Raw genomic sequence first — 25,227 nt, forward strand, 5'->3', positions numbered from 1 at the left:
GTGCGCATTTTTCCGTGATTCTCCCGACTATGCAATGAGAATCATGAAAGAATAATGCTTATCCTTCGACTCTGCCTGAGATTTGTTCGGCCAATCGGGCGATGCGTTGCGCCATACCGCGGAAAATAAACAGGTGCGCCGGGATCATCAGCAGCCAGTAGACCAGGCCCGGCATACCGTGCGGGTGCCACCAGGCGCGGACGTCCAGTTCACGACGATCGCCTTTATCGTTAATGGTAAAGCTTAACCGGCCCAGCCCCGGCGCTTTCATGCCGAACAGCAGAGTGAGCTGTTTTTCTTCCTCCACAATAATCACCTTCCAGCTGTCGACCGTATCGCCGGTCTGCAGATAGTCGCGCTGCGGTCGCCCTTTGGCCAGCCGGTGGCCGACCAGCAGATCCATCGCGCCGCGGGTTTTCCACAGCAGATTGCCGAAAAAATATCCCTCTTTACCGCCGATTTGGTTAACAACCTGCCACAGGGCTTTGCGGCTCGCCGGAGTGGCGACGGTGCAGCCTGCCTGTTTCGGATAGTAGCCATACTCCGGTCGCCAGCGGGCGAAAGCCTGGGCGTCGTAGCCCCAGTCGCTGGAGTTTACCAGTTGCTCTTCTTCTTTCAGGGTACGGCGAACCGCCTGATCGAAGGGGATCAGCGTTTGCGGGATCAGCGCCCGCAGCGTCCGGTCATCGGCGATCAGATCGTGCTTCAACCCCTGAATCAGCGCTTTGGCGATGGTCGGCGGCACCGAGGTGATGACATTGAGGAACCACACCGAGATCCAGCGCGTCGGCAGGGGAATCGGAATAAGCGGGCGGTGTTTGCCGCTGACGGCCATAAAGCGAATGAACTGCTGCTGGTAGCTTAACACCTCCGGACCGGCGGCTTCGAAGACGCGGTGCGCGTCGGAAGGATGATTCAGCAGCTCAACGAGGTCAACGAGCAGATTTTCCAGCGCGACAGGGGTGGTACGCGAACGCACCCAGCGCGGAGGAGTCAGCACCGGCAGGTTATAGACCATGTCGCGCATCACCTCGAAGGCGGCGGAGCCGGCACCGACGATAATTCCGGCCCGCAGCTCGGTTACCGGCACACCCGACTCGCGCAGGAGATCGCCGGTGACCTGACGAGCGCGCAGATGGTCGGACTGCTCCTGCGCTGGTGCCTGCAGCGAGCTGAGAAAGATAATCTGACGCACCGGCGTCTGGCGCAGGGCATCGCGAACATGCGTCGCCACCCGACGCTCATGGGCGATAAAATCGCCGCCTTCGCCCATGCCGTGTACCAGATAGTAAAGGGTATCGATACCGGTGAGCAGCGCAGGCAGAGCCTGCGGCTGATTGAGATCGACTGACCGGCAGGTGACGCCGGGCAAAGCGAGTTTTTGCAGTCGGTCGGTATGGCGCGCCGCCGCCAGCACCGGATAACCCCGCGCGCTTAATTCGCGGACTAAATGCTGACCGATATAGCCGCTGGCGCCGAGCACCAAAACCGATTGCGACACGCCTGACTCCTTAGCGTTGTAAAAAAGCCTGCCAGTGGGCGACCACTTCGCTCAACTGCTGACGATTGACATCCAGGTGAGTGACCAGACGGACGATGGGCGAGGCGTTGATCAGCACGCCGCGCGCCTGCATAAACTCGCCGAGCGCCCGGGCCTGTTCATCACCGACGCGAACGAACAGCATGTTGGTATCGTGACGGGTGACGTCGGCGCCGATGGCGCGCAGCTGATCCGCCATCCACGCGGCGTTATCATGATCCTCCTGCAGGCGCTGCACGTTATTTTTCAGCGCGTACAGCCCGGCGGCGGCCAGAATGCCCGCCTGGCGCATCCCGCCGCCGACCATTTTCCGCCAGCGAACGGCGCGGCGAATATACGCCTCACTGCCGACCAGCAGCGAGCCAACCGGGGCGCCAAGCCCCTTTGACAGGCAGATGGTGAAGGAGTCGCAGTACTGGGCGATATCGCGCAGCTCACAGCCGTAGGCGACCACGGCGTTAAAGATGCGCGCGCCGTCGACGTGCAGCGCCAGATTGCGCTGGCGGGTAAACGCCCAGGCTTCCTGGAGATAGTCGCGCGGCAGCACCTTACCGTTATGGGTGTTTTCCAGGCTCAGCAGGCGGGTCGGGGCAAAATGGATATCGTCAGGTTTGATTTTCGCTGCGACTTTATCCAGCGGCAGCGAGCCGTCCGCCGCGGCGTCAATCGGCTGCGGCTGAATACTGCCGAGAACCGCCGCCCCGCCGGCTTCGTACAGATAGTTATGCGCCCCCTGGCCGACGATATACTCTTCGCCGCGCTGGCAGTGGCTGAGCAGGCCGACGAGGTTGGCCTGGGTGCCGGTGGGCAGATACAGCGCCGCCTCTTTGCCGGCCAGGTCGGCGGCGTAGCGCTGAAGTTCATTGACGGTAGGGTCGTCGCCATACACATCGTCCCCGACCGGGGCGGCCATCATGGCTTCCAACATGGCGCGCCCGGGACGGGTAACGGTATCACTGCGCAGATCGATCACGGCTTTTCCTTGTTCTGGTTCAGAGTATTGCTTCTGTTTTACCTGAGCCAGTTGGTTTTCGCCAGTTCGATGACTTCATCGCCGCGCCCGCTGATGATCGCCCGCAGCATATACAGGCTAAAGCCTTTCGCCTGCTCCAGCTTGATCTGCGGCGGGATCGCCAGCTCCTCTTTGGCGACCACGACGTCGACCAGCACTGGACCGTCGGTGCGGAAGGCGGTCTGCAGCGCTTCATCCACCTCGGAGGCTTTCTCAACGCGAATACCTTTAATCCCGCAGGCTTCGGCGATGCGGGCGAAGTTGGTGTCGTGTAGCTCCGTGCCGTCGGTGAGATAGCCCCCGGCCTTCATCTCCATCGCCACGAAACCCAGCACGCTGTTGTTAAAGATGATAATTTTCACCGGCAGCTTCATCTGCGCCAGCGACAGAAAATCCCCCATCAGCATGCTAAACCCGCCGTCGCCGCACATGGCCACCACCTGACGCTCCGGCGCGGTGGCCTTGGCGCCAATGGCCTGCGGCATGGCGTTGGCCATGGAGCCGTGATTGAATGAACCCAGCAGGCGGCGTTTGCCGTTCATCTTGAGATAGCGTGCCGCCCAGACGGTCGGGGTGCCGACATCGCAGGTGAAAATGGCGTCTTCATCGGCAAAATGGCTGATCTGCTGCGCCAGATATTGCGGGTGGATCGCCTTCTCGCTGGGCTTCGCCAGATCGTCGAGTCCTTTTCGCGCGTCGCGATAGTGCTCCAGCGCCTTATCGAGGAAGCGGCGATCGGTTTTCTCTTCCAGCAGCGGCAGCAGCGCCTTCAGCGTTGATTTAATGTCGCCCACCAGCGCCATATCGACCTTACTGTGCGCGCCGATGCTGCCGGGGTTAATGTCGATCTGAATAATTTTGGCGTCGGTCGGATAGAAGGCGCGATAGGGGAACTGGGTGCCGAGCAGGATCAGGGTGTCGGCATTCATCATGGTGTGGAAGCCAGAAGAGAAGCCAATCAGCCCGGTCATGCCCACATCATACGGGTTGTCATACTCCACATGCTCTTTACCGCGCAACGCATGGACGATGGGAGCTTTAATTTTCGCCGCGAACTCCACCAGCTCCTGGTGGGCGCCGGCGCAACCGCTGCCGCATATGAGCGCGATATTGCTGGAGTAGCGGATCAGCTGGGCCAGCTTGCGCAGCTCTTCTTCCGCCGGGGTGACCGTCGGCAACGGCGCATGATACCACTGGCTGCTGGCGCTCTCCGGGGCCGCCTTCAGCGCCACGTCGCCGGGCAGCACCACCACCGAAACGCCGCGGTTGATCACCGCCTTGCGCATCGCCACCGCCAGCACCTGCGGGATCTGCTCCGGGGTGGAGACCAGCTCGCAGTAGTGGCTGCATTCGCGGAAGAGCTCCTGGGGATGGGTCTCCTGGAAATAGCCGCTGCCAATCTCGCTGGATGGGATGTGGGCGGCAATCGCCAGCACCGGGACATGGTTGCGGTGACAGTCAAACAGACCGTTGATCAGATGCAGGTTACCCGGTCCGCAGGAACCAGCGCAGACCGCCAGTTCACCGGTCAGTTGCGCCTCCGCGCCGGCGGCGAAAGCGGCAACCTCTTCGTGCCGGGTGGCCATCCAGTCGATGGTGCCCATGCGGTTCAGGCTATCGCTCAATCCATTGAGGGAATCGCCGGTGACGCCCCAGATACGTTTCACGCCGGCCTGTTCCAGCATTTTGGCAATGTATGCGGCCACGGTTTGTTTCATGATCTCCATCTCCTTTTTTTGATAACGCCTTCAAGCTTAGATGAAACTGCAGCTTACGTTGCCGATTGCCCTCAATTTTTTGCTGGTTTTATTGCTGAAGCATTGGGCATACTCTGGGATCTCACAGGGTGTAAAACAGGAAGCACATCAAATGGTTAAGGGATTGTTAAACGCAGTAAACAGAACGCTGTCGCATGAAGACGCCGGTAAACTCTTGTTACGACTCGCCGTCGGTGGGTTAATGCTGTTTCACGGTTTGCACAAGCTGCTGGATGGCGTGGACGGCATTAGCGGGATGCTGGCGGCGAAGGGGTTGCCGGGGTTTATCGCCTACGGTGTGCTGGCGGGGGAAGTGGTCGCCCCCTGTTTGTTAATTGTCGGCATCCTGACGCGCCCTGCGGCGCTGGTGTTGGCTTTCACCATGGTGGTGGCGTGGCTGATGGTCGGTCTCGGCAAGACATTTGCGCTTGATGCGGTGGGGGCGTGGGCGATCGAGAATCTGGTCTATTTCTTTGTTGGCGCGCTGGCGATTGCGCTTTTGGGCGCCGGGCGTTACTCGCTGGCCGGTCAGTCGGTTTGGCGGTAAAAATGCCTCATTCGTCCTGGGGCGTAAAGTCGATACTGTTGTCGGTTGGCCGCTTTTCAGTCCGGGAAAGCGTTTATCTCATGTCGCCTGAGAGTTTATTGTCGCCAGGGGTTTTCCCGGAGGCGGCGCATTGCGCCTTCTCCGGGCTACCAAATCGCACAGCGCTGTAGCCCCGGTAAGCGGTAGCGCCACCGGGGATTTTGACCTCAGGCGAGAACCAGATCGCTCTGCGGGTGACAGGAGCAGGCCAGCACATAGCCGTCGGCGATTTCATCTTCGGTCAGCGTCATGGTGCTGGTGACGCTATACTCCCCGGAAACGACTCTGGTTTTGCAGCAGCCGCAGACGCCGGCGCGGCAGGCGACGGTCACCGGCACCTGATTGCTCTCCAGCGCCTCGAGCAGGGTGGTGCCCACCGGCGCGTAAAACTCTCTCGCCGGCTGCAGTTTGGTGAATTTCAGCCCGCTGGTGGCGGCCTCTGCCACCGGTGTGAAGAACTTCTCCTTAAAGAAGCGGGTGACACCCAGGGCGGCCACCTCCTGCTCAACCTTCTCCATATACGGCGCTGGCCCGCAGGTCATCACGGTGCGGCTGGCGATATCCGGCACGCTCTGCAGTAGCTCCAGGGTCAGACGGCCGGCGACAAAACCGTGCGTTGCGTTGTGCTCCGCCACCAGGGTAACCGGATAGTTGCGCCACTCCTCGGCAAAGATCACATCCTCCGGCGAACGAACGCTATAGATCACTTGCACGTCTGCCAGCGGGCGGTACTTCGCCAGCCAGCGGCGCATCGACATTATCGGCGTCACCCCGCAGCCGGCGGCCAGCAGCAGGAATTTATCTTCTGCTTTATCGTCGCAGATAAACTCGCCCATCGCATCGGACAGCCAAAGATAATCGCCGCGTTTGACCTCGTGGGTTAACCATTGTGAACCCGCACCCTCGTTAATGCGGCGAACGGTCAGCGTAATATACTCGCTGACCCCCGGCGTGGAGGAGAGGGTGTAGGCGCGCAGCGTTTCCGCGGAATCACGCACGCTGACCAGGGCGTACTGCCCGGCGCGATACGGATAGTAATCGTGGCACAGCAGCGAAAGGGTCCACACGTCCGGGGTTTCCTGGTGAATGTGGTGAACCTGCATCCGCCACGGGCATTGCGAAGTTGGCATGGTCATCAGGGACTCCTTACGCGCTCAGCAGCTGCTGCATATCTTGTTCCACGGTGGTCACGGAACGCAGACCAAACTTCTCATTGAGGACAGCCAGCAGATCCGGAGTGAAGAAGCCCGGCGCCGTCGGGCCGGTGACGATATTTTTCACGCCGAGAGACAGCAGCGTCAGCAGGATGACAATCGCTTTCTGTTCGAACCAGGAGAGCACCAGCGACAGCGGCAGATCGTTGACGCCGCAGCCCAGTTTTTCCGCCAGCGTGACCGCCAGAATAATCGCCGAATAGGCATCATTACACTGACCAGCGTCGACCAGACGCGGCAGGCCTTCGATATCGCCGAAATCCAGCTTGTTAAAGCGGTATTTACCGCAGGCCAGCGTCAGGATCAGACAGTCGTCCGGCACGCTGGTGGCAAAATCGGTGAAATAGTTACGTTCCCCGCGCGCGCCGTCGCAGCCGCCGACGAGGAAGATATGGCGCAGTTTTTCACGGCTGACCAGATCGATCAGCGTATCCGCCGCGCCGAGCAGGGTCTGACGGCCAAAGCCGACGGTGATCAGATGCGGGATTTCGCTGTACGGGAAGCCCGCCATCTGCTGCGCCTGGGCAATGACCGGGGAGAAGTCTTCGCCTTCCAGGTGGTTCACGCCCGGCCAGCCGACGATGCTGCGAGTCCAGATGCGATCGTCGTAAGCGCCGACGGTGGGATCGATGATGCAGTTAGAGGTCATCACGATGGGGCCCGGGAAGCGGGCGAATTCCACCTGCTGGTTCTGCCAGCCGCTGCCGTAGTTGCCGATCAGATGTTTGAATTTACGCAGCTCCGGATAGCCGTGCGCCGGCAGCATTTCGCCGTGGGTATAGACGTTGACGCCGGTGCCTTCCGTCTGCTCCAGCAGGTTGTAGAGATCTTTCAGGTCGTGGCCAGAGATCAGGATACATTTACCTGCGGTGGCTTTTACGTTGACCTGAGTCGGCGTTGGGTGGCCATATTTCGTGGTTTCGCCGGCGTCAAGGATGCTCATCACTTTGAAGTTCATCTGGCCGATTTCCATCGAACATTCGAGCAGCGCATTCATATCCGCAGGCCAGGTGCCCAGCCACGCCATGATCTTGTGGTACTGGGCGTAAATGGCGTTGTCGTACTGGCCGAGCACGTGGGCGTGTTCCATATAAGCCGCAGCGCCTTTCAGACCATACAGGCACAGCAGGCGCAGGCCGAGGATATTCTCGCCGATAGCGGCTTTATCTTTATTCGGGGCATAGTCTGCCGCCTGACGCTGCAGGCCACCCAGATCGTCGCCGACCAGCTGCAGGTCGGCCACCGGGCTGTCAACTTTGGCGCTGGCATCAAGGTCCAGGCACTGCGCTTTCAGCGCCTCACGCATGGCAATCGCCTGACGGGCATAGCCGACGATGCGCGGAGAATCGAAATTGACGTTAGTTAGCGTAGAGAAGAAGGCGCGGGGGGCGAAGCTGTCGACCTCATGATCGATAATGCCATATTCGCGGGCCTTAAGCGCCCAGGCGGAGAGGCCTTGCAGTGACGCAATCAGCAGATCCTGTAGATCGGAGGTTTCCGCTGTTTTACCGCACAACCCCTGCGCGTAAGAGCAGCCGTTGCCGGCCGGGGTACGAATGGTTTGTTCACATTGCACACAAAACATGGTCACACCTTTAAAGTTATATTTGATATACATGTTTAAGGTTATGCCCGAGCGCGTGAGGAGAAAAGGTATTTCTGATACAACTTAAAGGGAGATTGATTTAGCGCAAAATTGGCGGCAGGAAGTCTGCCGCCAGCGCCTACTCAGGCGGCAAAAAAGGCGATCAGGATCGGGACCAGCAGGCTCAGCAGAAAACCGTGCACGATAGCGGCAGGGACGATCTCCACGCCGCCGGAACGCTGCAGCACCGGTAGGGTGAAGTCCATGGAAGTGGCGCCGCACAGACCCAGCGCCGTGGAGCGGCTACGGCGAATCAGGCCCGGAATTAACATGATGGCCAGCAGCTCGCGGCACAGGTCGTTGAAGAACGCCGCGCTGCCGATTACCGGGCCAAAGGATTCGGTCAGTAAAATACCGGAGAGTGAATACCAGCCGAAGCCGCTGGCCATCGCCAGACCGGTCTTTAGCGGCAAATCCAGAATAAAGGCGTTGAGGATGCCGCCGAGTAATGAACTGATCGTGACCACCACGGCGACGATCATTCCCCGGCGGTTAAGGACTATTTGTCGCAGACTCATTCCATTATTGCGTAATTGAATACCGACGAGGAACAGGAGAAAGATCAGCGTATATTCGCTGGCTTCGGTGGCGTGTTGTAAAAAAGGCAGGCCGGTCAGGCCAAGCAAAAAACCGAGGACCACCACCCCGCACAGCTGGAGTGATTCCAGGGCCATGGCCAGGCGCGAGGGTAATTTCTCCTGACGATGCAGACTGCGCCAGGGCATTTTTCTTTCCAGCCACAGCAGAGCGGTAATATTACACAGTAAAATGATGACCACGCTCACCGCGGCGTAATGCAATATCGCCAGCAGATTGCTGGCCAGATTGTCGAGAAACGCCAGGCTGATACCCATAAAAAAGAGGATCACATAGACAATCCAGCTCAGCATCCGGTGAATCAGTTTTAGCGCAGAGGAGTGACGAAGAGGCAGTAAATAGCCGACGACCAGCGGCAACAGAATGATGAACAGTCCCGAGAACATGAACGATGCAGCCCTTGCATGATGAGAATAGCGCTCATGACACTACCCAAATAGCCGGGCCGAGTAAAGCTGTCGCCAGAAAGAAAAAGCCCGGAGACCCGGGCTTAGAAAGGATTAATCGCGTTTTTCCAGCAGAGTGCGGTACAGCACGCCGCCAAGGATCCCGCCGACGATCGGCATGACCCAGAACAGCCACAGCTGCTGCAGCGCCCAACCGCCCTGGAAAATCGCCACCGCGGTGCTGCGCGCCGGGTTGACGGAAGTGTTGGTGACCGGAATGCTGATTAAATGGATGAGAGTCAGCGCCAGGCCGATAGCGATCGGCGCGAAGCCCGCAGGCGCGTGTTTATCGGTAGCGCCATGGATAACCAGCAGGAAGCCGCAGGTCAGTACGATTTCAATAACGATAGCCGACAGCATAGAGAAGCCGCCCGGGGAGTGTTCGCCATAGCCGTTTGAGGCAAAGCCGCTGGCGGCGGCATCAAATCCGGCTTTACCGCTGGCCACCACGTACAGCACCGCGGCGGCAATAATTCCGCCGACCACCTGGGCGATAATATAGCCAATGACCTCTTTCGCCGGGAAACGACCACCGGCCCACAGGCCTAAGGTTACCGCCGGGTTGAAATGACCGCCGGAAATATGGCCAACCGCATACGCCATGGTTAATACGGTTAAACCAAATGCCAGCGCCACGCCGGCAAAACCGATACCCAACTCGGGAAATGCTGCGGCAAGTACGGCGCTACCGCAGCCGCCAAATACAAGCCAGAAGGTGCCGAAGCATTCGGCTGCTAATTTTCTGAACATAACCACCTCAATTTAAATGTATACGCGCACGAGCGGACCGTGCCGGTCTTTATTTATCGTGATAAGGGACGACGATAAAAATAAAGCGGCGTTATTCTAGAGATAATCGCCATCCCAGAGCCAGTTAAATATATTGATATTATTTGATTTAGGGCAAGGTGAAGGGATTGCGTTTGCCAGTTTAACTCTTCCTATATCCATCCAAGATTATCAATAGTGTAGAACATAACGTCTGAAATAAAACTATTTTGTTTGATGAATAATCAATAGCCGTTAATAGACGATAAGTGCGTAATTTTATGAATATATTTAATCTCCCGAATAGGATGCGCAGAGGTGATTAAGCGGAGTGTCATCTTGCCGCCGCCCTCGCTATACTGTTGATTACTGAAGGAGAGTGGTGGTGTAGCGGAGGGGATATGCTTCTTGAGCGCGTAGAAATCGTCGGTTTTCGCGGTATCAATCGTCTGTCGTTGATGCTGGAGCAAAATAACGTCCTGATCGGGGAGAACGCGTGGGGGAAGTCCAGTCTGCTTGATGCGCTGACCCTGCTTTTGTCGCCAGAGTTCGATCTTTATCACTTTGTCCGCGATGACTTCTGGTTTCCCGCAGGCGACATCCAGGGGCGCGAGCACCATTTGCATATTATTCTGACCTTTCGTGAAACCGAGCCGGGGCGCCATCGGGTGCGGCGTTTCCGTCCGCTTCAGCGCTGTTGGGTGCCCTGTGATGACGGGTATCACCGGGTCTTCTACCGCCTGGAAGGCGAACTCGCCGATGACGATAGCGTGATGACCCTGCGCAGTTTTATCGATGGCGAAGGCGAAGCGCTGGTGCTGGAGGATATCGATGAGCTGGCCAGACACCTGGTGCGTTTGATGCCGGTGCTGCGCCTGCGCGACGCGCGCTTTATGCGGCGCATTCATAACGGAACGGTACCGCACTCGCCGCAGATTGAGATCACCGCCCGCCAGCTGGATTTTCTGTCCCGCGAACTGGTCAGCCACCCGCAAAATTTATCCGACGGTCAGATCCGTCAGGGGTTGTCGGCCATGGTGCAGCTGCTGGAGCATTACTTTGCCGAGCAAAGCAGCGCCCAGACGCGACATCGCCTGATGCGTCGACGTTCCCATGATGAGCAGCGTAGCTGGCGTTACCTGGATATTATCAACCGCATGATCGACAAGCCCGGCGGGCGCAGCCATCGGGTGATCCTGCTGGGGCTGTTTGCTACCCTGCTGCAGGCGAAAGGGACGGTGCGCCTCGATCGCGACGCGCGGCCGCTGCTGTTGATTGAGGATCCCGAGACCCGCCTGCACCCGATCATGCTCTCCGTCGCCTGGCATCTGCTGAATTTGCTGCCGTTGCAGCGTGTGACCACCACCAACTCCGGAGAGCTGCTGTCCCTGACGCCGGTGGAGCAGGTTTGTCGGCTGGTGCGTGAATCGGCGCGGGTGTCGGCATGGCGGCTGGGGCCGGGCGGAATGAATGCCGAAGAGAGTCGACGCATTGCCTTTCACATCCGCTTCAATCGCGCCTCATCGCTCTTCGCCCGCTGTTGGCTGCTGGTGGAGGGGGAGACGGAAACCTGGGTTATCAACGAGCTGGCCCGCCAGTGCGGCCATCATTTTGATGCTGAAGGGGTGAAAGTGATTGAATTCGCCCAGTCGGGCCTGAAGCCATTGATCAAATTCGCCCGCCGGATGGGGATCCAGTGGCACGTGCTGGTGGATGGCGATGAGGCAGGAAAAAAATATGCCGCGACCGTACGCGGTCTGCTGAATAACGATCGCGAGCTGGAGCGCGACCATCTGACCGCTCTGCCGGCGCTGGATATGGAACACTTTATGTATCGTCAGGGATTTGATGACGTTTACCACCGGGTGGCGCAGATCCCGGATAATGTGCCCATGAATATGCGGCGGGTGATCACCAAGGCCATCCATCGCTCATCCAAGCCGGACCTGGCGATTGAGGTGGCAATGGAAGCCGGCCGCCGTGGGGTGGACGCTGTGCCGACGCTGCTGAAAAAAATGTTCTCGCGGGTACTGTGGCTGGCCCGCGGTCGCGCTGATTAATCTCTTCGCCGTCGGGAATTTCGGCGGCGCAAAGCTCTCCGGCAGCTAAACAAAACATCATTGGCGCGAAAAATGGGTGTCCTGTTGCCGACGGGTTTCGATAGAATCACCGCCTGGAGCGGCAGGGAAACAGCAGGAATCGGAATATGAAAGTTAAGGGAAAACGCAGGACCGTCTGGTGGCTGTTGGCGATCGTTGTGCTGGGTCTGGCTGTCTGGGGATGGCGGATCCTCAATGCGCCGCTACCGCACTACCAGACGCTGGTGGTGCGCAAAGGCGATCTCCAGCAGAGCGTGCTGGCCACCGGCAAGCTGGATGCCCTGCGAAAAGTTGACGTCGGCGCCCAGGTCAGCGGACAGCTGAAGACGCTGCACGTGAATATCGGCGATAAGGTCAAAAAGGACCAACTGCTGGGGGTTATCGATCCTGAGCAGGCGCAAAACCAGATCAAAGAGGTGGAGGCGACGTTGATGGAGCTGCGCGCCCAGCTCAATCAGGCGCGCGCGGAGAGTAAGCTGGCGCAGGTGACCCTGGCCCGTCAGCAGCAGCTGGCGCAGCGCCAGCTGGTCTCGCGACAAGACCTCGATACCGCGGCCACCGACCTGGCGGTGAAACAGGCGCAAATCGGCACCATTGAAGCGCAAATTAAGCGCAACCAGGCAACGCTCGACACGGCGAAGACCAACCTCGACTACACGCGGATCCTGGCGCCGATGGCTGGTGAAGTGACGCAAATTACTACCCTGCAGGGACAGACGGTGATCGCTGCCCAGCAGGCGCCGAACATTCTGACCCTGGCGGACCTCAGCACCATGCTGGTGAAAGCGCAGGTCTCCGAAGCGGATGTCATCCACCTCAGACCGGGACAAAAGGCGTGGTTTACCGTGCTGGGCGACCCGCTAACTCGCTATGAAGGCAAGCTGAAGGACATTCTGCCGACGCCGGAAAAAGTCAACGACGCCATCTTCTATTATGCCCGCTTCGAGGTCCCGAACCCGCAGGGAATTCTGCGCCTCGACATGACCGCGCAGGTGCATATCCAACTGGCCGAGGTGAAGAACGTGATCACCATCCCGCTGAGCGCCCTGGGTGATGCGGTCGGTGATAACCGCTACCACGTCCGGCTGTTGCGTACCGGTGAGGTCAAAGAGCGTGAGATTGTCATTGGCGCGCGCAATGATACCGACGTCGCGGTGGTACAGGGTCTTGAAGAAGGGGATGAGGTAATCGTCGGCGAGAGCGCGAGCGGGGCGGCAAAATGACGGCCCTGCTCGAGCTGCGTGATATTCGTCGCAGCTATCCTTCCGGCGACGGCAGCGTTGAGGTCCTCAAGGGGATCACCCTCAGTATCCATGCCGGGGAGATGGTGGCGATCGTGGGCGCCTCCGGCTCGGGTAAATCAACGCTGATGAACATCCTTGGCTGCCTTGATAAACCCACCAGCGGCACCTATCGGGTGGCGGGAACCGATATTGCACAGCTGGATGGCGATGCGCTGGCCCGTCTGCGGCGGGAGCACTTTGGTTTTATCTTTCAACGCTATCACCTGCTGTCGCATCTGACCGCCGCGCAGAACGTCGAAGTGCCGGCGGTGTATGCCGGCAGTGAACGGCGGGCGCGCCTGGCGCGCGCGCATGAGCTCCTGGCGCGCCTGGGGCTTGGCGATCGCGCCGACTATCAGCCGTCGCAGCTGTCCGGCGGCCAACAGCAGCGGGTCAGTATCGCCCGCGCCCTGATGAATGGTGGGGAAGTGATCCTCGCCGATGAGCCGACCGGCGCGCTGGACAGCCATTCCGGCGAAGAGGTGATGGCGATCCTGCATCAACTGAAAGCGCAGGGCCATACGGTTATCATTGTTACCCACGATCCGCAGGTTGCCGCTCAGGCGGAGCGGATCGTTGAGATCCGCGATGGCGAGATCGTCCGCAACCCGCCCGCCAGCCGCCAGGGCGGCGGGCTGCGCGCCCGTCAGCATGGGGAGCCCTCGGCGTGGCGTCAGTTTACCAGCGGCTTTCGCGAGGCGCTGGTCATGGCCTGGCGGGCGATGGCGGCGAATAAAATGCGCACCCTGCTGACCATGCTCGGCATTATTATCGGGATTGCCTCGGTGGTGTCGATCGTGGTGGTGGGCGATGCCGCCAAACAAATGGTGCTGGCGGATATTCGCGCGATAGGCACCAATACCATTGACGTCTACCCTGGCAAGGATTTTGGCGATGACGACCCGCGCTATCAACAGGCGCTGAAGTATGACGACTTGCTGGCGATCCAGAAACAGCCGTGGGTGCGTTCCGCTACGCCGGCGGTGTCAAAAAGCCTGCGCCTGCGCGCCAACAATATTGACGTTGCCGCCAGCGCGGAAGGGGTCGGGCCGCAGTACTTTAATGTTTACGGCATGACCTTCAGCGAGGGCAATACCTTCAATGAACTGCAGCTCAACAGCCGGGCTCAGGTGGTGGTGCTCGACAGCAATACCCGTCGCCAGCTGTTTCCCAATAAAGCGAAAGTGGTGGGCGAGGTGATCCTGGTGGGTAATATGCCGGCCACGGTGATTGGCGTTGCGGATGAAAAGCAGTCGATGTTCGGCAGCAGTAAAATTCTCCGCGTCTGGTTGCCTTACACCACCATTGCGGGAAGAGTGATGGGCCAGTCGTGGCTGAACTCCATCACTGTGCGCGTTCATGAAGGCTACGACAGTGAAACCGCAGAGAAACAGCTGCTGCGTCTGCTGGAGCTGCGGCATGGTAAAAAAGATGTCTTCACCTGGAATATGGACAGCGTCTTGAAAACCGCCGAAAGGACCACACATACCTTACAGCTGTTCCTGACATTGGTGGCGGTGATTGCCCTGGTGGTCGGCGGGATTGGCGTAATGAATATTATGCTGGTGTCGGTGACCGAACGGACGCGGGAGATCGGCATCCGCATGGCGGTTGGCGCGCGGGCCAGCGATGTGCTGCAGCAGTTCCTCATCGAGGCGGTGCTGGTTTGCCTGGTCGGCGGCGCGCTGGGGGTAACGTTGTCGCTGATGATCGCGTTTATTCTTCAGCTGTTTCTCCCGGGCTGGGAGATCGGTTTTTCGCCGCTGGCGCTGGTGACGGCGTTTCTCTGTTCGACGTTAACCGGGGTGCTGTTTGGCTGGCTGCCGGCGCGCAATGCGGCGCGGCTCGATCCGGTGGATGCCCTGGCGCGGGAGTAGTCGGGATGAGAAATAAAAATGCCAGTCAGAAGGACTGGCATTTTATTAGCAGGATGTACACAATGAAGCAAAAGAGTTATGCAGCCGTTTCCGCTTCCACAGGGACGATCACGCTGGCGTGGTTGCCTTTTGGCCCCTGGTGAACATCAAACCGAACGGCTTGTCCGGCTTTTAGCGTTCTGTAACCATCCATCTGGATGGTGGAGTAATGGGCGAAAATGTCTTCGCCGCCGCCCTCAGGGCAGATAAAACCGAACCCTTTGGCATTGTTGAACCACTTAACAGTACCCATTTCCATACTTCGACATCCTTCGTAAATCTTTATTAGTAAGATGGAATGAACCGGTGGTGGAGTGACGAGTTGTTCAATTGCTCGCCAACTCTCGCCACTACAATTTAGAGAAATACGAAAACGCGTCAAGCGATTGAGGAGGGGGAACGGCGAAAAATGCGTCAAAATTTGAAGCAGTTAACGCTATTGCCGGGGAATGTGACAGCCGTCGCGGATAGAAGCGATAGATGATAGTTATCTATGATCTGTTGTAGATTTGTGATGAGCATAACCTCTGGTCATCGACAGGCCTCCGCCTGTTGGCAACAGCAACCGATGATGAACACTGACGATGAGTAAGAGAGATTGGCTGGACTTCGAGCACCTGGTTGACGACGAAGTTCGTGATGCGATTAAACCGCCATCTATGTATAAAGTGATATTGGTCAATGATGACTACACTCCAATGGAGTTTGTTATTGACGTGTTACAAAAATTCTTTTCTTATGATGTTGAACGTGCAACGCAACTGATGCTCACGGTTCACTATGAAGGTAAGGCGATTTGTGGCGTGTTTACCGCGGAAGTGGCGGAGACCAAAGTCGCTATGGTGAATCAGTACGCGAGGGAGAACGAGCATCCATTGCTGTGTACGCTGGAAAAAGCCTGAATTCAGGCATGAAAATTGGGGGAGGTGCCTATGCTCAATCAAGAACTGGAACTCAGTTTAAATATGGCTTTCGCCAGAGCGCGCGAGCACCGTCATGAGTTTATGACCGTCGAGCACTTGCTGCTGGCTCTGCTAAGCAACCCCTCGGCCCGTGAGGCCCTGGAAGCGTGTTCAGTGGACCTGGTGGCATTGCGTCAGGAACTTGAAGCCTTCATCGAACAAACCACACCCGTCCTGCCAGCCACGGAAGAAGAGCGCGACACCCAGCCGACGCTGAGCTTCCAGCGTGTGCTGCAGCGCGCCGTTTTCCACGTGCAATCTTCTGGCCGCAGCGAAGTGACCGGCGCCAACGTGCTGGTGGCCATTTTCAGCGAGCAGGAGTCGCAGGCCGCCTACCTGCTGCGTAAACATGAAGTGAGCCGACTCGATGTGGTGAACTTCATTTCTCATGGTACACGCAAAGATGAGCCGAGCCAGTCTTCCGATAACAGCGGAAGCCAGCCTGGCAATGAAGAGCAAGCCGGCGGGGAGGAACGTATGGAAAACTTCACCACCAACCTCAATCAGCTTGCTCGCGTTGGCGGCATCGATCCCCTGATCGGCCGTGAAAAAGAGCTGGAGCGCGCCATTCAGGTGCTGTGCCGTCGGCGTAAAAATAACCCGCTGCTGGTGGGGGAATCCGGCGTCGGTAAAACCGCCATCGCCGAAGGCCTTGCCTGGCGTATTGTGCAGGGCGATGTGCCGGAAGTCATGGCTGACTGCACCATCTACTCGCTTGATATTGGTTCTCTGCTGGCCGGGACGAAATACCGTGGCGATTTTGAAAAACGCTTTAAAGCGTTGCTGAAACAGCTGGAGCAGGATACCAACAGCATCCTGTTCATTGATGAGATCCACACCATCATCGGTGCGGGAGCGGCGTCTGGCGGCCAGGTCGATGCGGCTAACCTGATCAAACCGCTGCTTTCCAGCGGCAAGATCCGGGTGATTGGCTCCACCACTTACCAGGAGTTCAGCAACATCTTTGAAAAAGATCGTGCGCTGGCCCGCCGTTTCCAGAAAATCGATATTACCGAACCGTCGGTGGAAGAGACCGTCCAGATTATCAACGGCCTGAAGCCGAAGTACGAAGCGCACCACGATGTGCGTTATACCGCCAAGGCGGTGCGTGCGGCGGTTGAGCTGGCGGTGAAATACATTAACGATCGCCATCTGCCGGATAAGGCGATTGACGTAATTGACGAGGCGGGGGCGCGGGCGCGCTTAATGCCGGTCAGCAAGCGTAAGAAAACGGTCAATGTGGCGGATATCGAGTCCGTGGTGGCGCGCATTGCGCGGATCCCTGAGAAGAGCGTCTCCCGCAGCGATCGCGATACGCTGAAAAACCTTGGCGATCGACTGAAAATGCTGGTCTTTGGTCAGGATAAGGCCATCGAGGCGCTGACGGAAGCCATCAAGATGGCGCGCGCCGGGCTGGGCCATGAGCACAAGCCGGTGGGTTCATTCCTGTTCGCCGGGCCGACCGGGGTGGGGAAAACCGAAGTGACCGTGCAGCTGGCGAAGGCGCTGGGTATTGAGCTGCTGCGTTTTGATATGTCCGAATATATGGAACGTCATACCGTCAGTCGTTTAATCGGGGCGCCTCCGGGCTACGTCGGCTTCGACCAGGGCGGGCTGCTGACCGATGCGGTGATAAAACATCCGCACGCGGTGCTGCTGCTCGATGAGATCGAAAAAGCGCATCCGGACGTGTTCAACCTGCTGCTGCAGGTGATGGACAACGGCACGCTGACCGATAACAACGGACGTAAAGCGGACTTCCGCAACGTGGTGCTGGTGATGACTACCAACGCCGGGGTGCGGGAAACCGAGCGTAAATCGATTGGCCTTATCCAGCAGGACAACAGTCCGGACGCAATGGATGAGATCAAGAAGATCTTTACGCCGGAGTTCCGTAACCGTCTCGACAACATCATCTGGTTCGATCACCTCTCCACCACGGTGATCCATCAGGTTGTCGACAAGTTTATCGTCGAGCTGCAGGTTCAGCTGGATCAGAAAGGTGTCTCCCTGGAAGTCAGCCAGGAAGCGCGCGACTGGCTGGCGGAAAAAGGCTACGACCGGGCAATGGGGGCACGTCCAATGGGACGCGTCATTCAGGACAACCTGAAAAAACCGCTGGCGAACGAGCTGCTGTTTGGCTCGCTGGTCGACGGCGGGCAGGTGACGGTCTCTCTGGACAGCGCGAAAAATACGCTGACCTACGACTTCCAGAGCGCGCCGAAGCACAAACCGGAAGCCGCCCATTAAGGCGATATCTTCAATGTAAAAAACCGGCCAGGGGCCGGTTTTTTTTTGCCAACTGGCGGTAGAAATGAAAAGACCGGGAATTATCCCGGCCTTCAGCATCTGACGCCTTAAGGGCGAAAACAATCAGCGACTACGGAAGACAATGCGGCCTTTGCTCAGGTCGTACGGGGTCAGCTCAACAGTCACTTTGTCGCCCGTCAGAATGCGGATGTAGTTTTTACGCATTTTACCGGAGATATGCGCGGTTACCACGTGACCGTTTTCCAGTTCTACGCGGAACATAGTGTTAGGCAACGTTTCAAGTACGGTGCCCTGCATTTCAATATTGTCTTCTTTGGCCATCTAGTCCTCTGGGGTATCACTACCGTAGTTTTGAACCGGCAAGATAATGCCGAAGTTCATCATGTAAGTAAAGTTTTACGTGTCTACCCTGAATCATTCACCTTGCCGCAAGGCGCGCAGTCAGCACGCCGGCAATGGAAATATGACGGGTATGAATCGCCGAAGTAGTTTTGGCGCATTGCCCGGGACACACACGGCCATGCCGCGTGACAGGCGCAAACGTAAAGGGGAGTGACAGAACGATGGGCGTTATCTGACTCTTATTATTCCCAAACGGCGGCGGGGCAACAGGCAGAAGCTACTCTACCGCGCAATTATACCATCCTGACGCAAAATGTGCTGAAAACATTTTATTGTCCGCCCGGAAATAGCACCCGCGGTACCCAAAATCGCTCGGGCAGACGGTAGCTGCGTAATACTGACAGATAGTCCAGATAATCGCGGCGGGGAATATCCACCGCGCCTAATGATGCGGTATGGTTGTTCAGCACCTGACAGTCAATTAATTTACCGCCGCTCTGCGCAAAGTCCTGGCAAAATACCAGCAGCGCGGTTTTGGAGGCATTTTCCGCCCGGCTGAACATCGACTCACCGCAAAACAGCGCCCCCTGTGCCACGCCGTACATTCCCCCCACCAGAGTATTCTCCTGCCAGACTTCAATGGAGTGGGCATGCCCCAGCTCATGCAGCTGGTGGTAGGCGCGAACGATGCTGCTGGTTATCCAGGTGCCTTCGTCACGATCGCTGGCGCAGCCCTCAATCACCTCGCCAAAGGCGTGGTTGAGCGTGACGCGGTAGGGCGAACGCTGATGAAAGCGCTTCATGCTGCGGCTGAGATGGAACTGTTCCGGCCAGAGCACCGCGCGGGGATCGGGCGACCACCAGAGGATCGGGTCGCCGGGGGAAAACCAGGGAAAAATACCACGCTGATAGGCCATCAGCAGGCGCGCGGGGCTCAGATCGCCGCCGAGCGCCAGCAGGCCGTTAGGTTCACGCAGGGCGCCTTCCGGAGAAGGGAAGGCGATAGAATGCCGGGAGAGCTGAACCAGACGCATTTTAACCTCAATACGCATCAGCAAAAATTAGATAATAGCCTACAGACGCTGTTTAAACTGGAAGTACCGGCCCTGTTTAGCGAGCAGCTCCGCGTGACTACCTTGCTCAATTATCTGGCCGTTGTCCATGACTATTATCTGATTAAAACGCGCCAGGCCTCGCAGGCGGTGGGTGACCATCAGCACGGTTTTCTCGCGTAAGACTTCCGCCAGCAGATGCAGGATCTGGCTTTCGGTGGCCGCATCCAGACCTTCTGTCGGTTCGTCCAGCAGCATCAGCGGCGCATCGTGGAGCAGCGCGCGGGCAATGGCCAGCCGGCGCAGTTCGCCGCCGGAAAGCTGGCGTCCGCCTTCGCCCAGCCAGCCGTTGAGTCCGCCATCTTCCAGCAGTTTTTCCAGGCCTACCTTCTCAAGGGTGGCGCAGAGCAGAGTGTCATCAGCCTCAGGCGCCGCCAGCAGCAGGTTGTCGCGCAGGGTGGCGCTGAACAGGTGCACGCGCTGCGGTACCACGCTCATTGACTGCCGCAGGGTGGCTTCGCTGAGCCCGGACAGCGGCTGATCGTTGAGCAATATTTCACCCTGTGTCGGATCCCATGCGCGGGTGAGTAACTGCAACAGCGTCGACTTTCCGCAGCCGGTTCGGCCAAGAATAGCAATATGTTCCCCGGCGGCAATCTGCAGGGAGATGTTCTCCAGAGCGGGGGAGGGCTGCTGCGGGTAGCGGAAGGTGACCTGCCTGAAAGCTAAGGCCACCTGCGCAGGCTTGCTGGCCTCGCCCTCGACGAAGGAGACTTCCGGCTGCTGGTCAGTGATCTGCGAGATCCGCAGCGCGGAGGCGATCACCTGACCTAAATGCTGGAAAGCGCCGGTGACGGGCGCCAGGGCTTCGAAAGCCGCCAGGGCGCAGAAGACGAACAGGGCGATCAGCGCCCCGGGCTGACTGTTGCCGCCGACGCCATCTGAGGCCAGCCAGAGCATGGCCACCACGGCGATACCGCCGATCAACAGCATCAGCGCCTGCGAAAGCGCGGTCAGCTCGGCCTGGCGACGCTGCGCCTCCTGCCAACTGAGCTCGGTCTTTTCCATTTGCGCGCGATAGCGGTCGCTGGCGTTAAACACCATCAGCTCCGCCTGGCCCTGCAGCCAGGCGGTAAGCTGTTGCCGATACTGGCCGCGCAGCTGGGTCATACTCTCTCCGGCCGGTTTACCGGCGCGATAGAACAGCGGCGGCATAACCAGCAGTGTCACCAGCATGATACCGCCGAGCGTTAGCGCGAGGGTGACATCGAGCAGGCTTAATCCGCAGGTCACCACCACAATCACCACCAGCGCGCCGACCAGCGGCGAAATGACCCGCAGGTAGAGATGATCCAGGGTGTCGACGTCGGCTACCACGCGGTTGAGCAGTTCACCCTGGCGAAAGCGCGCCAGCCCCGCCGGAGAGAGGGGGAGTAGTTTGCTGAAGGTGAAGACGCGCAGGTGCTGTAGCACGCGGAAGGTGGCGTCGTGGCTGACCAGACGCTCGAAGTAGCGTCCGGCGGTCCGGATAATCGCTGCGCCGCGGACGCCCGCGGCGGGCAGCATATAGTTAAAACTGTAGATCCCGGCGACGCCCACCACCGCAGAGGCGGAGAGAAACCAGCCGGAGAGCGTCAGCAGGCCGATACTGGCCAGCAGGGTCACAATAGCCAGTACGATGCCGAGCAGCAGCATCCATTTGTGGCGTTTGTACAGTGCCAGATAGGGTAAGAGCGCGCGCATTTAAATCTCCTCCTGACGATGGGCCAGCAGCGCCGAGAAGACTCCGCCGGCGCGGGCCAGCGTGGCGTAGTCGCCTTGTTCGATAATCTGTCCGTCCTGCATAACCCAGACGGCATCCCAGTCCGCCAGTCCCTCAAGCTGATGGGTAACCAGCAGCGTGGTTTGCTGGGTCGAGGCGTGGGTCAATGCCTGCATGACCCGTTGTTCGCTATGGGCGTCGAGGCTGGCGGCGGGTTCATCCAGCAGCAGCAGGCGGCACGGCACCAACAGCGCGCGGGCGACCGCGATACGCTGCGCCTGGCCGACCGACAGACGGCCCGCCTGATCGCCCACGGCGGTATGGATCCCATCCGGCAGCAGAGCGATAAACTCGCTCACCCAGGCCTTGTCCAGCGCCAGTCGAAGCTGGGCATCGCTGGCTTCCGGCCACGCCAGCAGCACATTTTCCCGCAGCGTGGCGGCAGGAAGCTGGGGATTCTGCCCCACCCAGCTTAACAGGCGACGCCAGCGATCGGCGTCCAGCTCTCGCAGCTCCACGCCATTGACCTTCAGCGAACCCTCATAGGGCAAAAAGCCGAGCAGGGCGTTCAGCAGTGAACTTTTCCCTGAGCCGCTCTGCCCCACCAGCACCACCCGCGCGCCTGCAGGCAGTGAAAAGGTCAGCGGCCCGGCGAGGACTTTCCCTTCGGGAGATTTAATCAGCAGATCGCGCGCTTCCACGCCAATCAGATCGTTGTCATTTAAGGTTTTTTCGCCACGCTCCACCTGGGTCAGCGGGGTTTCCATAAACGTTTTCAGACTGTCCGCAGCGCCGACGGCCTGGGCTTTGGCATGGTAGAAGGTGCCCAGGTCACGTAATGGCTGGAAAAACTCCGGGGCGAGGATCAGCGTCAGGAAGCCCGCCATCAGCGTGACGCCCGCGCCATAGTGGCCGAAGTTAAGCTCGCCAAGGTATGAGAAGCCGAAATAAACCGCTACCAGCGCAATGGAGAGCGAGGTGAAAAATTCCAGTACCCCGGAGGAGAGGAACGCCAGGCGCAGGACTTCCATGGTGCGTTGGCGAAAATCCTGCGAGGCGTCGCGAATATTATCCGTTTCGGCCTGACCGCGGTGAAAAATACGCAAGGTTTCCATGCCGCGCAGGCGGTCGAGGAAGTGGCCGCTGAGGCGGGCCAGCGCCTGGAAATTACGCCGGTTGGCATCGGCGGCGCCCATCCCAACCAGGGCCATGAACAAGGGGATCAGCGGCGCAGTGCCGAGGAGGATCAGCGCGGCGGCCCAGTTTATCGGGAAAATAGTGATGACGATCAGCAGCGGCACGCAGGCCGCCAGCGTCATTTGCGGCAGGTAGCGGGCATAATAATCGTGCATATCATCGATCTGCTCGAGGATAAGCGTTGCCCAACTGCCGGCCGGTTTGCCCTGGATCCACGCCGGGCCCGCCTGCTGGAGGCGGTCGAGCACCTGGCGGCGAATTTCATAGCGAATATGCTGCCCGGCCTGAAAGCCGACCCGTTCACGCAGCCAGACCACCCAGGCGCGCAGCACAAAGGTCAGCACCAGCAGGGTTAGCGGCAGCAGCAGGGCGGTCGCAGGAATATTCTCCATCACCATTCGATGCAGGATCCGCGCCAGGAACCAGGCCTGCGCCACGATCAGCAGACCGCTCGCCACGCCAAGGAGGCGGGAAATCATCAACCAGCGACGGGAGATAATGCTTTGCTGTTTTAACCAGCGGGTTAACTCTTGTTGACGGGTTTTATTCATTGCGCGCTTTGCAGGTGTCGTTATCGGAATATTGGGCACGGCAATGTTACATCGCGGCAAAAATAAAGGCGACTTTTCGTCGCCTTCTTTACCTTTGTTACTGACTTGTAAAGATTATTTGCAGGCGTCAGCCAGACCGTCGAGGTAACGTTCAGCGTCCAGCGCTGCCATGCAGCCGGTGCCGGCGGAGGTGATAGCCTGACGATAAATATGGTCCATGACATCGCCGGCGGCGAACACGCCCGGGATGCTGGTCTGGGTCGCATTGCCATGGATACCGGACTGCACTTTGATGTAGCCGTTCTCCAGCTCCAGCTGTCCTTCAAAGATGGCGGTGTTCGGGCTGTGGCCGATGGCGACAAACAGACCGGCTACTTCCAGGGACTCGACGTTGTCGCTGTTTTTGGTATCGCGCAGACGCAGGCCGCTGACGCCCATCTGGTCGCCGGTCACCTCTTCGAGGGTGCGATCGGTATGCAGCACGATGTTGCCGCTTTCCACTTTGTCCATCAGGCGTTTGATGAGGATTTTTTCCGCACGGAAGGAATCGCGACGGTGGATAAGGTGTACCTCAGAGGCGATGTTTGACAGATACAGAGCCTCTTCAACCGCGGTGTTGCCGCCGCCGATCACCGCCACTTTCTGGTTGCGATAGAAGAATCCGTCACAGGTGGCGCAGGCGGAAACGCCGCGGCCCTTGAAGGCTTCTTCGGAAGGCAGGCCCAGGTAACGGGCGGAAGCGCCGGTGGCGATAATCAACGCGTCACAGGTGTATTCGCCGCTGTCGCCGGTCAGACGGAACGGCCGGTTTTGCAGATCGACGCGGCTGATATGGTCGAAAATAATCTCGGTTTCAAATTTCGCGGCATGCTCGTGCATGCGCTCCATCAGCAGCGGACCGGTCAAATCGTTCGGATCGCCTGGCCAGTTTTCCACTTCCGTCGTGGTGGTCAGCTGACCGCCTTTTTCCATCCCGGTGATCAGCACCGGCTGCAGGTTGGCGCGTGCGGCATAGACCGCCGCGGTGTATCCCGCAGGTCCAGAACCAAGGATAAGCAGTTTACTGTGTTTGGCTGTGCCCATGAGATCCCCATAATAATTGGCATACATTGGGCTGGGATTGTAGGGAATTTGTTGTCGTAAAAAAAGAGCGCAGCGATTTTGTTAACGATGTGTGCAATAGAAGCGGCCGATGAATTGGCGATTTTCCCGGCAAGGAATATAACTATTTCTACTGTTGGCGGGACAATTATAAGACGAAAAAATGAGAATCAACCAGGGTAGATGATGAATATCTGGCATCTTGTACTAAAAATCGATGTTTTGCTTTGACAATCCCCTGTGCTTTTGCGAAAACATTCAAGGAAGAAGAAAAGCAGTATTTGGCGTGCGGCGAATTTTCATGCACGCAAATGCCATTTTTATCCGGGTTAACGAAATCTACGCATGGTGTGGACAGACGCCATGCGTGATGTCGGTGACTGCCGTCAGGCAACGGGCTTCTCACGTACCCCTGGGTTACCCAATGTCGTACGGGTAATAACAGGATGGGCTCTGGCAGTGAAGGCACAGAGCCGGAACAGGAGTAGGGAAGGAATACAGAGAGACAATAATAATGGTAGATAGCAAGAAGCGCCCTGGCAAAGATCTCGACCGCATTGATCGTAACATCCTGAATGAATTGCAAAAAGATGGGCGAATTTCTAACGTCGAGCTTTCTAAACGGGTGGGACTTTCTCCGACGCCTTGCCTTGAGCGTGTGCGTCGTCTTGAAAGACAGGGTTTTATTCAGGGCTATACGGCGCTGCTCAACCCGCATTATCTGGATGCATCACTTCTGGTATTTGTTGAGATTACTCTGAATCGTGGCGCACCGGATGTGTTTGAGCAATTTAACGCCGCAGTGCAAAAACTTGAAGAAATTCAAGAGTGTCATCTGGTTTCCGGTGATTTCGACTATCTGTTGAAAACCCGCGTACCGGATATGTCAGCGTATCGTAAATTACTGGGCGAGACCTTGCTGCGCCTGCCGGGCGTTAACGACACCCGTACCTATGTGGTAATGGAAGAAGTCAAGCAAAGTAATCGTCTGGTTATTAAGACGCGCTAACACGGAACAGGTGCAAACTCGACGTAGTTTGATTACACTCCTGTTAATCCATACAGCAACAGTGCCGGGGAGACCCGGCGCTGTTGTCCGTTTTAGCAGCAGGCAGGAAACAGCCTG

Annotated in this window: 20 protein-coding genes; 7 read left to right on the forward strand and 13 right to left on the reverse strand. The window is 58.2% G+C overall.

Features of this window, described 5'->3' with window-relative positions; translation table 11 throughout:
• Positions 1–58: 58 nt before the first annotated feature.
• From ACQUTP_RS11780 to poxB, 3 genes are read right to left on the reverse strand one after another with little or no spacing between them, the layout of a single operon-like run.
• The gene (locus tag ACQUTP_RS11780; RefSeq protein WP_043522155.1) at positions 59–1,501 is read right to left on the reverse strand and encodes an SDR family oxidoreductase; all 1,443 of its coding nucleotides are present in this window, start codon (positions 1,499–1,501) and stop codon (positions 59–61) included.
• A 10-nt stretch (positions 1,502–1,511) separates the two neighbouring features.
• Entirely contained in the window at positions 1,512–2,513 is a 1,002-nt protein-coding gene (gene ltaE, locus ACQUTP_RS11785) for a low-specificity L-threonine aldolase (protein ID WP_048323519.1), read from the reverse strand.
• A gap of 38 nt (positions 2,514–2,551) precedes the next feature.
• Positions 2,552–4,270 carry a ubiquinone-dependent pyruvate dehydrogenase gene (gene poxB / locus ACQUTP_RS11790; RefSeq protein WP_285755702.1) on the reverse strand — a complete coding sequence of 573 codons (1,719 nt, stop codon included), beginning with the start codon at positions 4,268–4,270 and terminating at the stop codon, positions 2,552–2,554.
• Positions 4,271–4,421: 151 nt separating this feature from the next.
• On the opposite strand from poxB, the gene ACQUTP_RS11795 reads away from it, so the two are divergent.
• A complete protein-coding gene (locus ACQUTP_RS11795; protein ID WP_064150404.1) occupies positions 4,422–4,856 on the forward strand; it encodes a DoxX family protein in 435 nt (144 codons plus the stop codon).
• 206 nt (positions 4,857–5,062) lie between these two features.
• Here the strand turns inward: ACQUTP_RS11795 and hcr are convergent, their stop codons facing one another.
• The 4 genes from hcr to aqpZ form a co-directional block, all read right to left on the reverse strand.
• Complete coding sequence (hcr, locus tag ACQUTP_RS11800) at positions 5,063–6,031, reverse strand: NADH oxidoreductase (RefSeq protein WP_043522152.1); 969 nt, start codon at positions 6,029–6,031, stop codon at positions 5,063–5,065.
• Positions 6,032–6,041: 10 nt separating this feature from the next.
• Complete coding sequence (gene hcp, locus ACQUTP_RS11805; RefSeq protein ID WP_428902370.1) at positions 6,042–7,694, reverse strand: hydroxylamine reductase; 1,653 nt, start codon at positions 7,692–7,694, stop codon at positions 6,042–6,044.
• Between the two features lie 143 nt (positions 7,695–7,837).
• Positions 7,838–8,737: a lysine exporter LysO family protein gene (locus ACQUTP_RS11810; protein WP_004201354.1), complete on the reverse strand. Its 900-nt coding sequence runs from the start codon at positions 8,735–8,737 to the stop codon at positions 7,838–7,840.
• A 114-nt stretch (positions 8,738–8,851) separates the two neighbouring features.
• Entirely contained in the window at positions 8,852–9,547 is a 696-nt protein-coding gene (gene aqpZ / locus ACQUTP_RS11815; protein ID WP_004201355.1) for an aquaporin Z, read from the reverse strand.
• Between the two features lie 419 nt (positions 9,548–9,966).
• On the opposite strand from aqpZ, the gene ACQUTP_RS11820 reads away from it, so the two are divergent.
• From ACQUTP_RS11820 to macB, 3 genes are all read left to right on the forward strand, one after another.
• Positions 9,967–11,625 (forward strand): ATP-dependent endonuclease, encoded by a 1,659-nt coding sequence (locus ACQUTP_RS11820; protein WP_048323524.1) that lies wholly within the window; start codon positions 9,967–9,969, stop codon positions 11,623–11,625.
• Positions 11,626–11,771: 146 nt separating this feature from the next.
• A complete protein-coding gene (gene macA / locus ACQUTP_RS11825) occupies positions 11,772–12,887 on the forward strand; it encodes a macrolide transporter subunit MacA (protein WP_004201357.1) in 1,116 nt (371 codons plus the stop codon).
• Positions 12,884–14,824, forward strand: coding sequence for a macrolide ABC transporter ATP-binding protein/permease MacB (gene macB / locus ACQUTP_RS11830; RefSeq protein WP_080935884.1), 1,941 nt, complete (start codon positions 12,884–12,886; stop codon positions 14,822–14,824). Before macA ends, macB begins: the two co-directional genes overlap by 4 nt.
• A gap of 76 nt (positions 14,825–14,900) precedes the next feature.
• On the opposite strand, the gene cspD is transcribed toward macB, so the two are convergent.
• Positions 14,901–15,122 (reverse strand): cold shock-like protein CspD, encoded by a 222-nt coding sequence (cspD, locus tag ACQUTP_RS11835; protein WP_002896516.1) that lies wholly within the window; start codon positions 15,120–15,122, stop codon positions 14,901–14,903.
• A gap of 325 nt (positions 15,123–15,447) precedes the next feature.
• Here cspD and clpS point away from each other — a divergent pair, with 325 nt between their 5' ends.
• Together clpS and clpA are read left to right on the forward strand one after the other, a co-directional pair.
• Complete coding sequence (clpS, locus tag ACQUTP_RS11840) at positions 15,448–15,765, forward strand: ATP-dependent Clp protease adapter ClpS (protein WP_002896520.1); 318 nt, start codon at positions 15,448–15,450, stop codon at positions 15,763–15,765.
• 30 nt (positions 15,766–15,795) lie between these two features.
• Entirely contained in the window at positions 15,796–18,075 is a 2,280-nt protein-coding gene (clpA, locus tag ACQUTP_RS11845) for an ATP-dependent Clp protease ATP-binding subunit ClpA (RefSeq protein WP_004201360.1), read from the forward strand.
• 123 nt (positions 18,076–18,198) lie between these two features.
• Here the strand turns inward: clpA and infA are convergent, their stop codons facing one another.
• The 5 genes from infA to trxB form a co-directional block, all read right to left on the reverse strand.
• Positions 18,199–18,417 carry a translation initiation factor IF-1 gene (infA, locus tag ACQUTP_RS11850; RefSeq protein WP_001040187.1) on the reverse strand — a complete coding sequence of 73 codons (219 nt, stop codon included), beginning with the start codon at positions 18,415–18,417 and terminating at the stop codon, positions 18,199–18,201.
• A gap of 350 nt (positions 18,418–18,767) precedes the next feature.
• The gene (gene aat / locus ACQUTP_RS11855; RefSeq protein WP_053810603.1) at positions 18,768–19,472 is read right to left on the reverse strand and encodes a leucyl/phenylalanyl-tRNA--protein transferase; all 705 of its coding nucleotides are present in this window, start codon (positions 19,470–19,472) and stop codon (positions 18,768–18,770) included.
• A gap of 39 nt (positions 19,473–19,511) precedes the next feature.
• Entirely contained in the window at positions 19,512–21,233 is a 1,722-nt protein-coding gene (gene cydC, locus ACQUTP_RS11860; RefSeq protein WP_048323528.1) for a heme ABC transporter ATP-binding protein/permease CydC, read from the reverse strand.
• Positions 21,234–23,000 carry a heme ABC transporter permease/ATP-binding protein CydD gene (gene cydD / locus ACQUTP_RS11865; protein ID WP_048323530.1) on the reverse strand — a complete coding sequence of 589 codons (1,767 nt, stop codon included), beginning with the start codon at positions 22,998–23,000 and terminating at the stop codon, positions 21,234–21,236. It abuts the gene before it with no gap.
• A 114-nt stretch (positions 23,001–23,114) separates the two neighbouring features.
• Complete coding sequence (gene trxB / locus ACQUTP_RS11870) at positions 23,115–24,083, reverse strand: thioredoxin-disulfide reductase (protein ID WP_043522138.1); 969 nt, start codon at positions 24,081–24,083, stop codon at positions 23,115–23,117.
• A 532-nt stretch (positions 24,084–24,615) separates the two neighbouring features.
• On the opposite strand from trxB, the gene lrp reads away from it, so the two are divergent.
• Positions 24,616–25,110: a leucine-responsive transcriptional regulator Lrp gene (gene lrp / locus ACQUTP_RS11875; protein ID WP_000228469.1), complete on the forward strand. Its 495-nt coding sequence runs from the start codon at positions 24,616–24,618 to the stop codon at positions 25,108–25,110.
• Positions 25,111–25,227: the final 117 nt, after the last annotated feature.

Source organism: Klebsiella sp. 2-CIP_Kleb., assembly GCF_050378715.1.
Taxonomy (GTDB): domain Bacteria; phylum Pseudomonadota; class Gammaproteobacteria; order Enterobacterales; family Enterobacteriaceae; genus Klebsiella; species Klebsiella quasipneumoniae.

What these genes read in the sequence shown, in the direction of transcription:
- aqpZ (WP_004201355.1), bottom strand. Translation starts at nt 9,547, where the DNA reads ATGTTCAGAAAATTAGCAGCCGAATGCTTCGGCACCTTCTGGCTTGTA.
- macB (WP_080935884.1), top strand. Translation starts at nt 12,884, where the DNA reads ATGACGGCCCTGCTCGAGCTGCGTGATATTCGTCGCAGCTATCCTTCC.
- cspD (WP_002896516.1), bottom strand. Translation starts at nt 15,122, where the DNA reads ATGGAAATGGGTACTGTTAAGTGGTTCAACAATGCCAAAGGGTTCGGT.
- clpA (WP_004201360.1), top strand. Translation starts at nt 15,796, where the DNA reads ATGCTCAATCAAGAACTGGAACTCAGTTTAAATATGGCTTTCGCCAGA.
- infA (WP_001040187.1), bottom strand. Translation starts at nt 18,417, where the DNA reads ATGGCCAAAGAAGACAATATTGAAATGCAGGGCACCGTACTTGAAACG.
- cydD (WP_048323530.1), bottom strand. Translation starts at nt 23,000, where the DNA reads ATGAATAAAACCCGTCAACAAGAGTTAACCCGCTGGTTAAAACAGCAA.
- ACQUTP_RS11795 (WP_064150404.1), top strand. Translation starts at nt 4,422, where the DNA reads ATGGTTAAGGGATTGTTAAACGCAGTAAACAGAACGCTGTCGCATGAA.
- hcr (WP_043522152.1), bottom strand. Translation starts at nt 6,031, where the DNA reads ATGACCATGCCAACTTCGCAATGCCCGTGGCGGATGCAGGTTCACCAC.
- ACQUTP_RS11810 (WP_004201354.1), bottom strand. Translation starts at nt 8,737, where the DNA reads ATGTTCTCGGGACTGTTCATCATTCTGTTGCCGCTGGTCGTCGGCTAT.
- macA (WP_004201357.1), top strand. Translation starts at nt 11,772, where the DNA reads ATGAAAGTTAAGGGAAAACGCAGGACCGTCTGGTGGCTGTTGGCGATC.
- aat (WP_053810603.1), bottom strand. Translation starts at nt 19,472, where the DNA reads ATGCGTCTGGTTCAGCTCTCCCGGCATTCTATCGCCTTCCCTTCTCCG.
- trxB (WP_043522138.1), bottom strand. Translation starts at nt 24,083, where the DNA reads ATGGGCACAGCCAAACACAGTAAACTGCTTATCCTTGGTTCTGGACCT.
- clpS (WP_002896520.1), top strand. Translation starts at nt 15,448, where the DNA reads ATGAGTAAGAGAGATTGGCTGGACTTCGAGCACCTGGTTGACGACGAA.
- hcp (WP_428902370.1), bottom strand. Translation starts at nt 7,694, where the DNA reads ATGTTTTGTGTGCAATGTGAACAAACCATTCGTACCCCGGCCGGCAAC.
- lrp (WP_000228469.1), top strand. Translation starts at nt 24,616, where the DNA reads ATGGTAGATAGCAAGAAGCGCCCTGGCAAAGATCTCGACCGCATTGAT.
- cydC (WP_048323528.1), bottom strand. Translation starts at nt 21,233, where the DNA reads ATGCGCGCGCTCTTACCCTATCTGGCACTGTACAAACGCCACAAATGG.
- ACQUTP_RS11820 (WP_048323524.1), top strand. Translation starts at nt 9,967, where the DNA reads ATGCTTCTTGAGCGCGTAGAAATCGTCGGTTTTCGCGGTATCAATCGT.
- poxB (WP_285755702.1), bottom strand. Translation starts at nt 4,270, where the DNA reads ATGAAACAAACCGTGGCCGCATACATTGCCAAAATGCTGGAACAGGCC.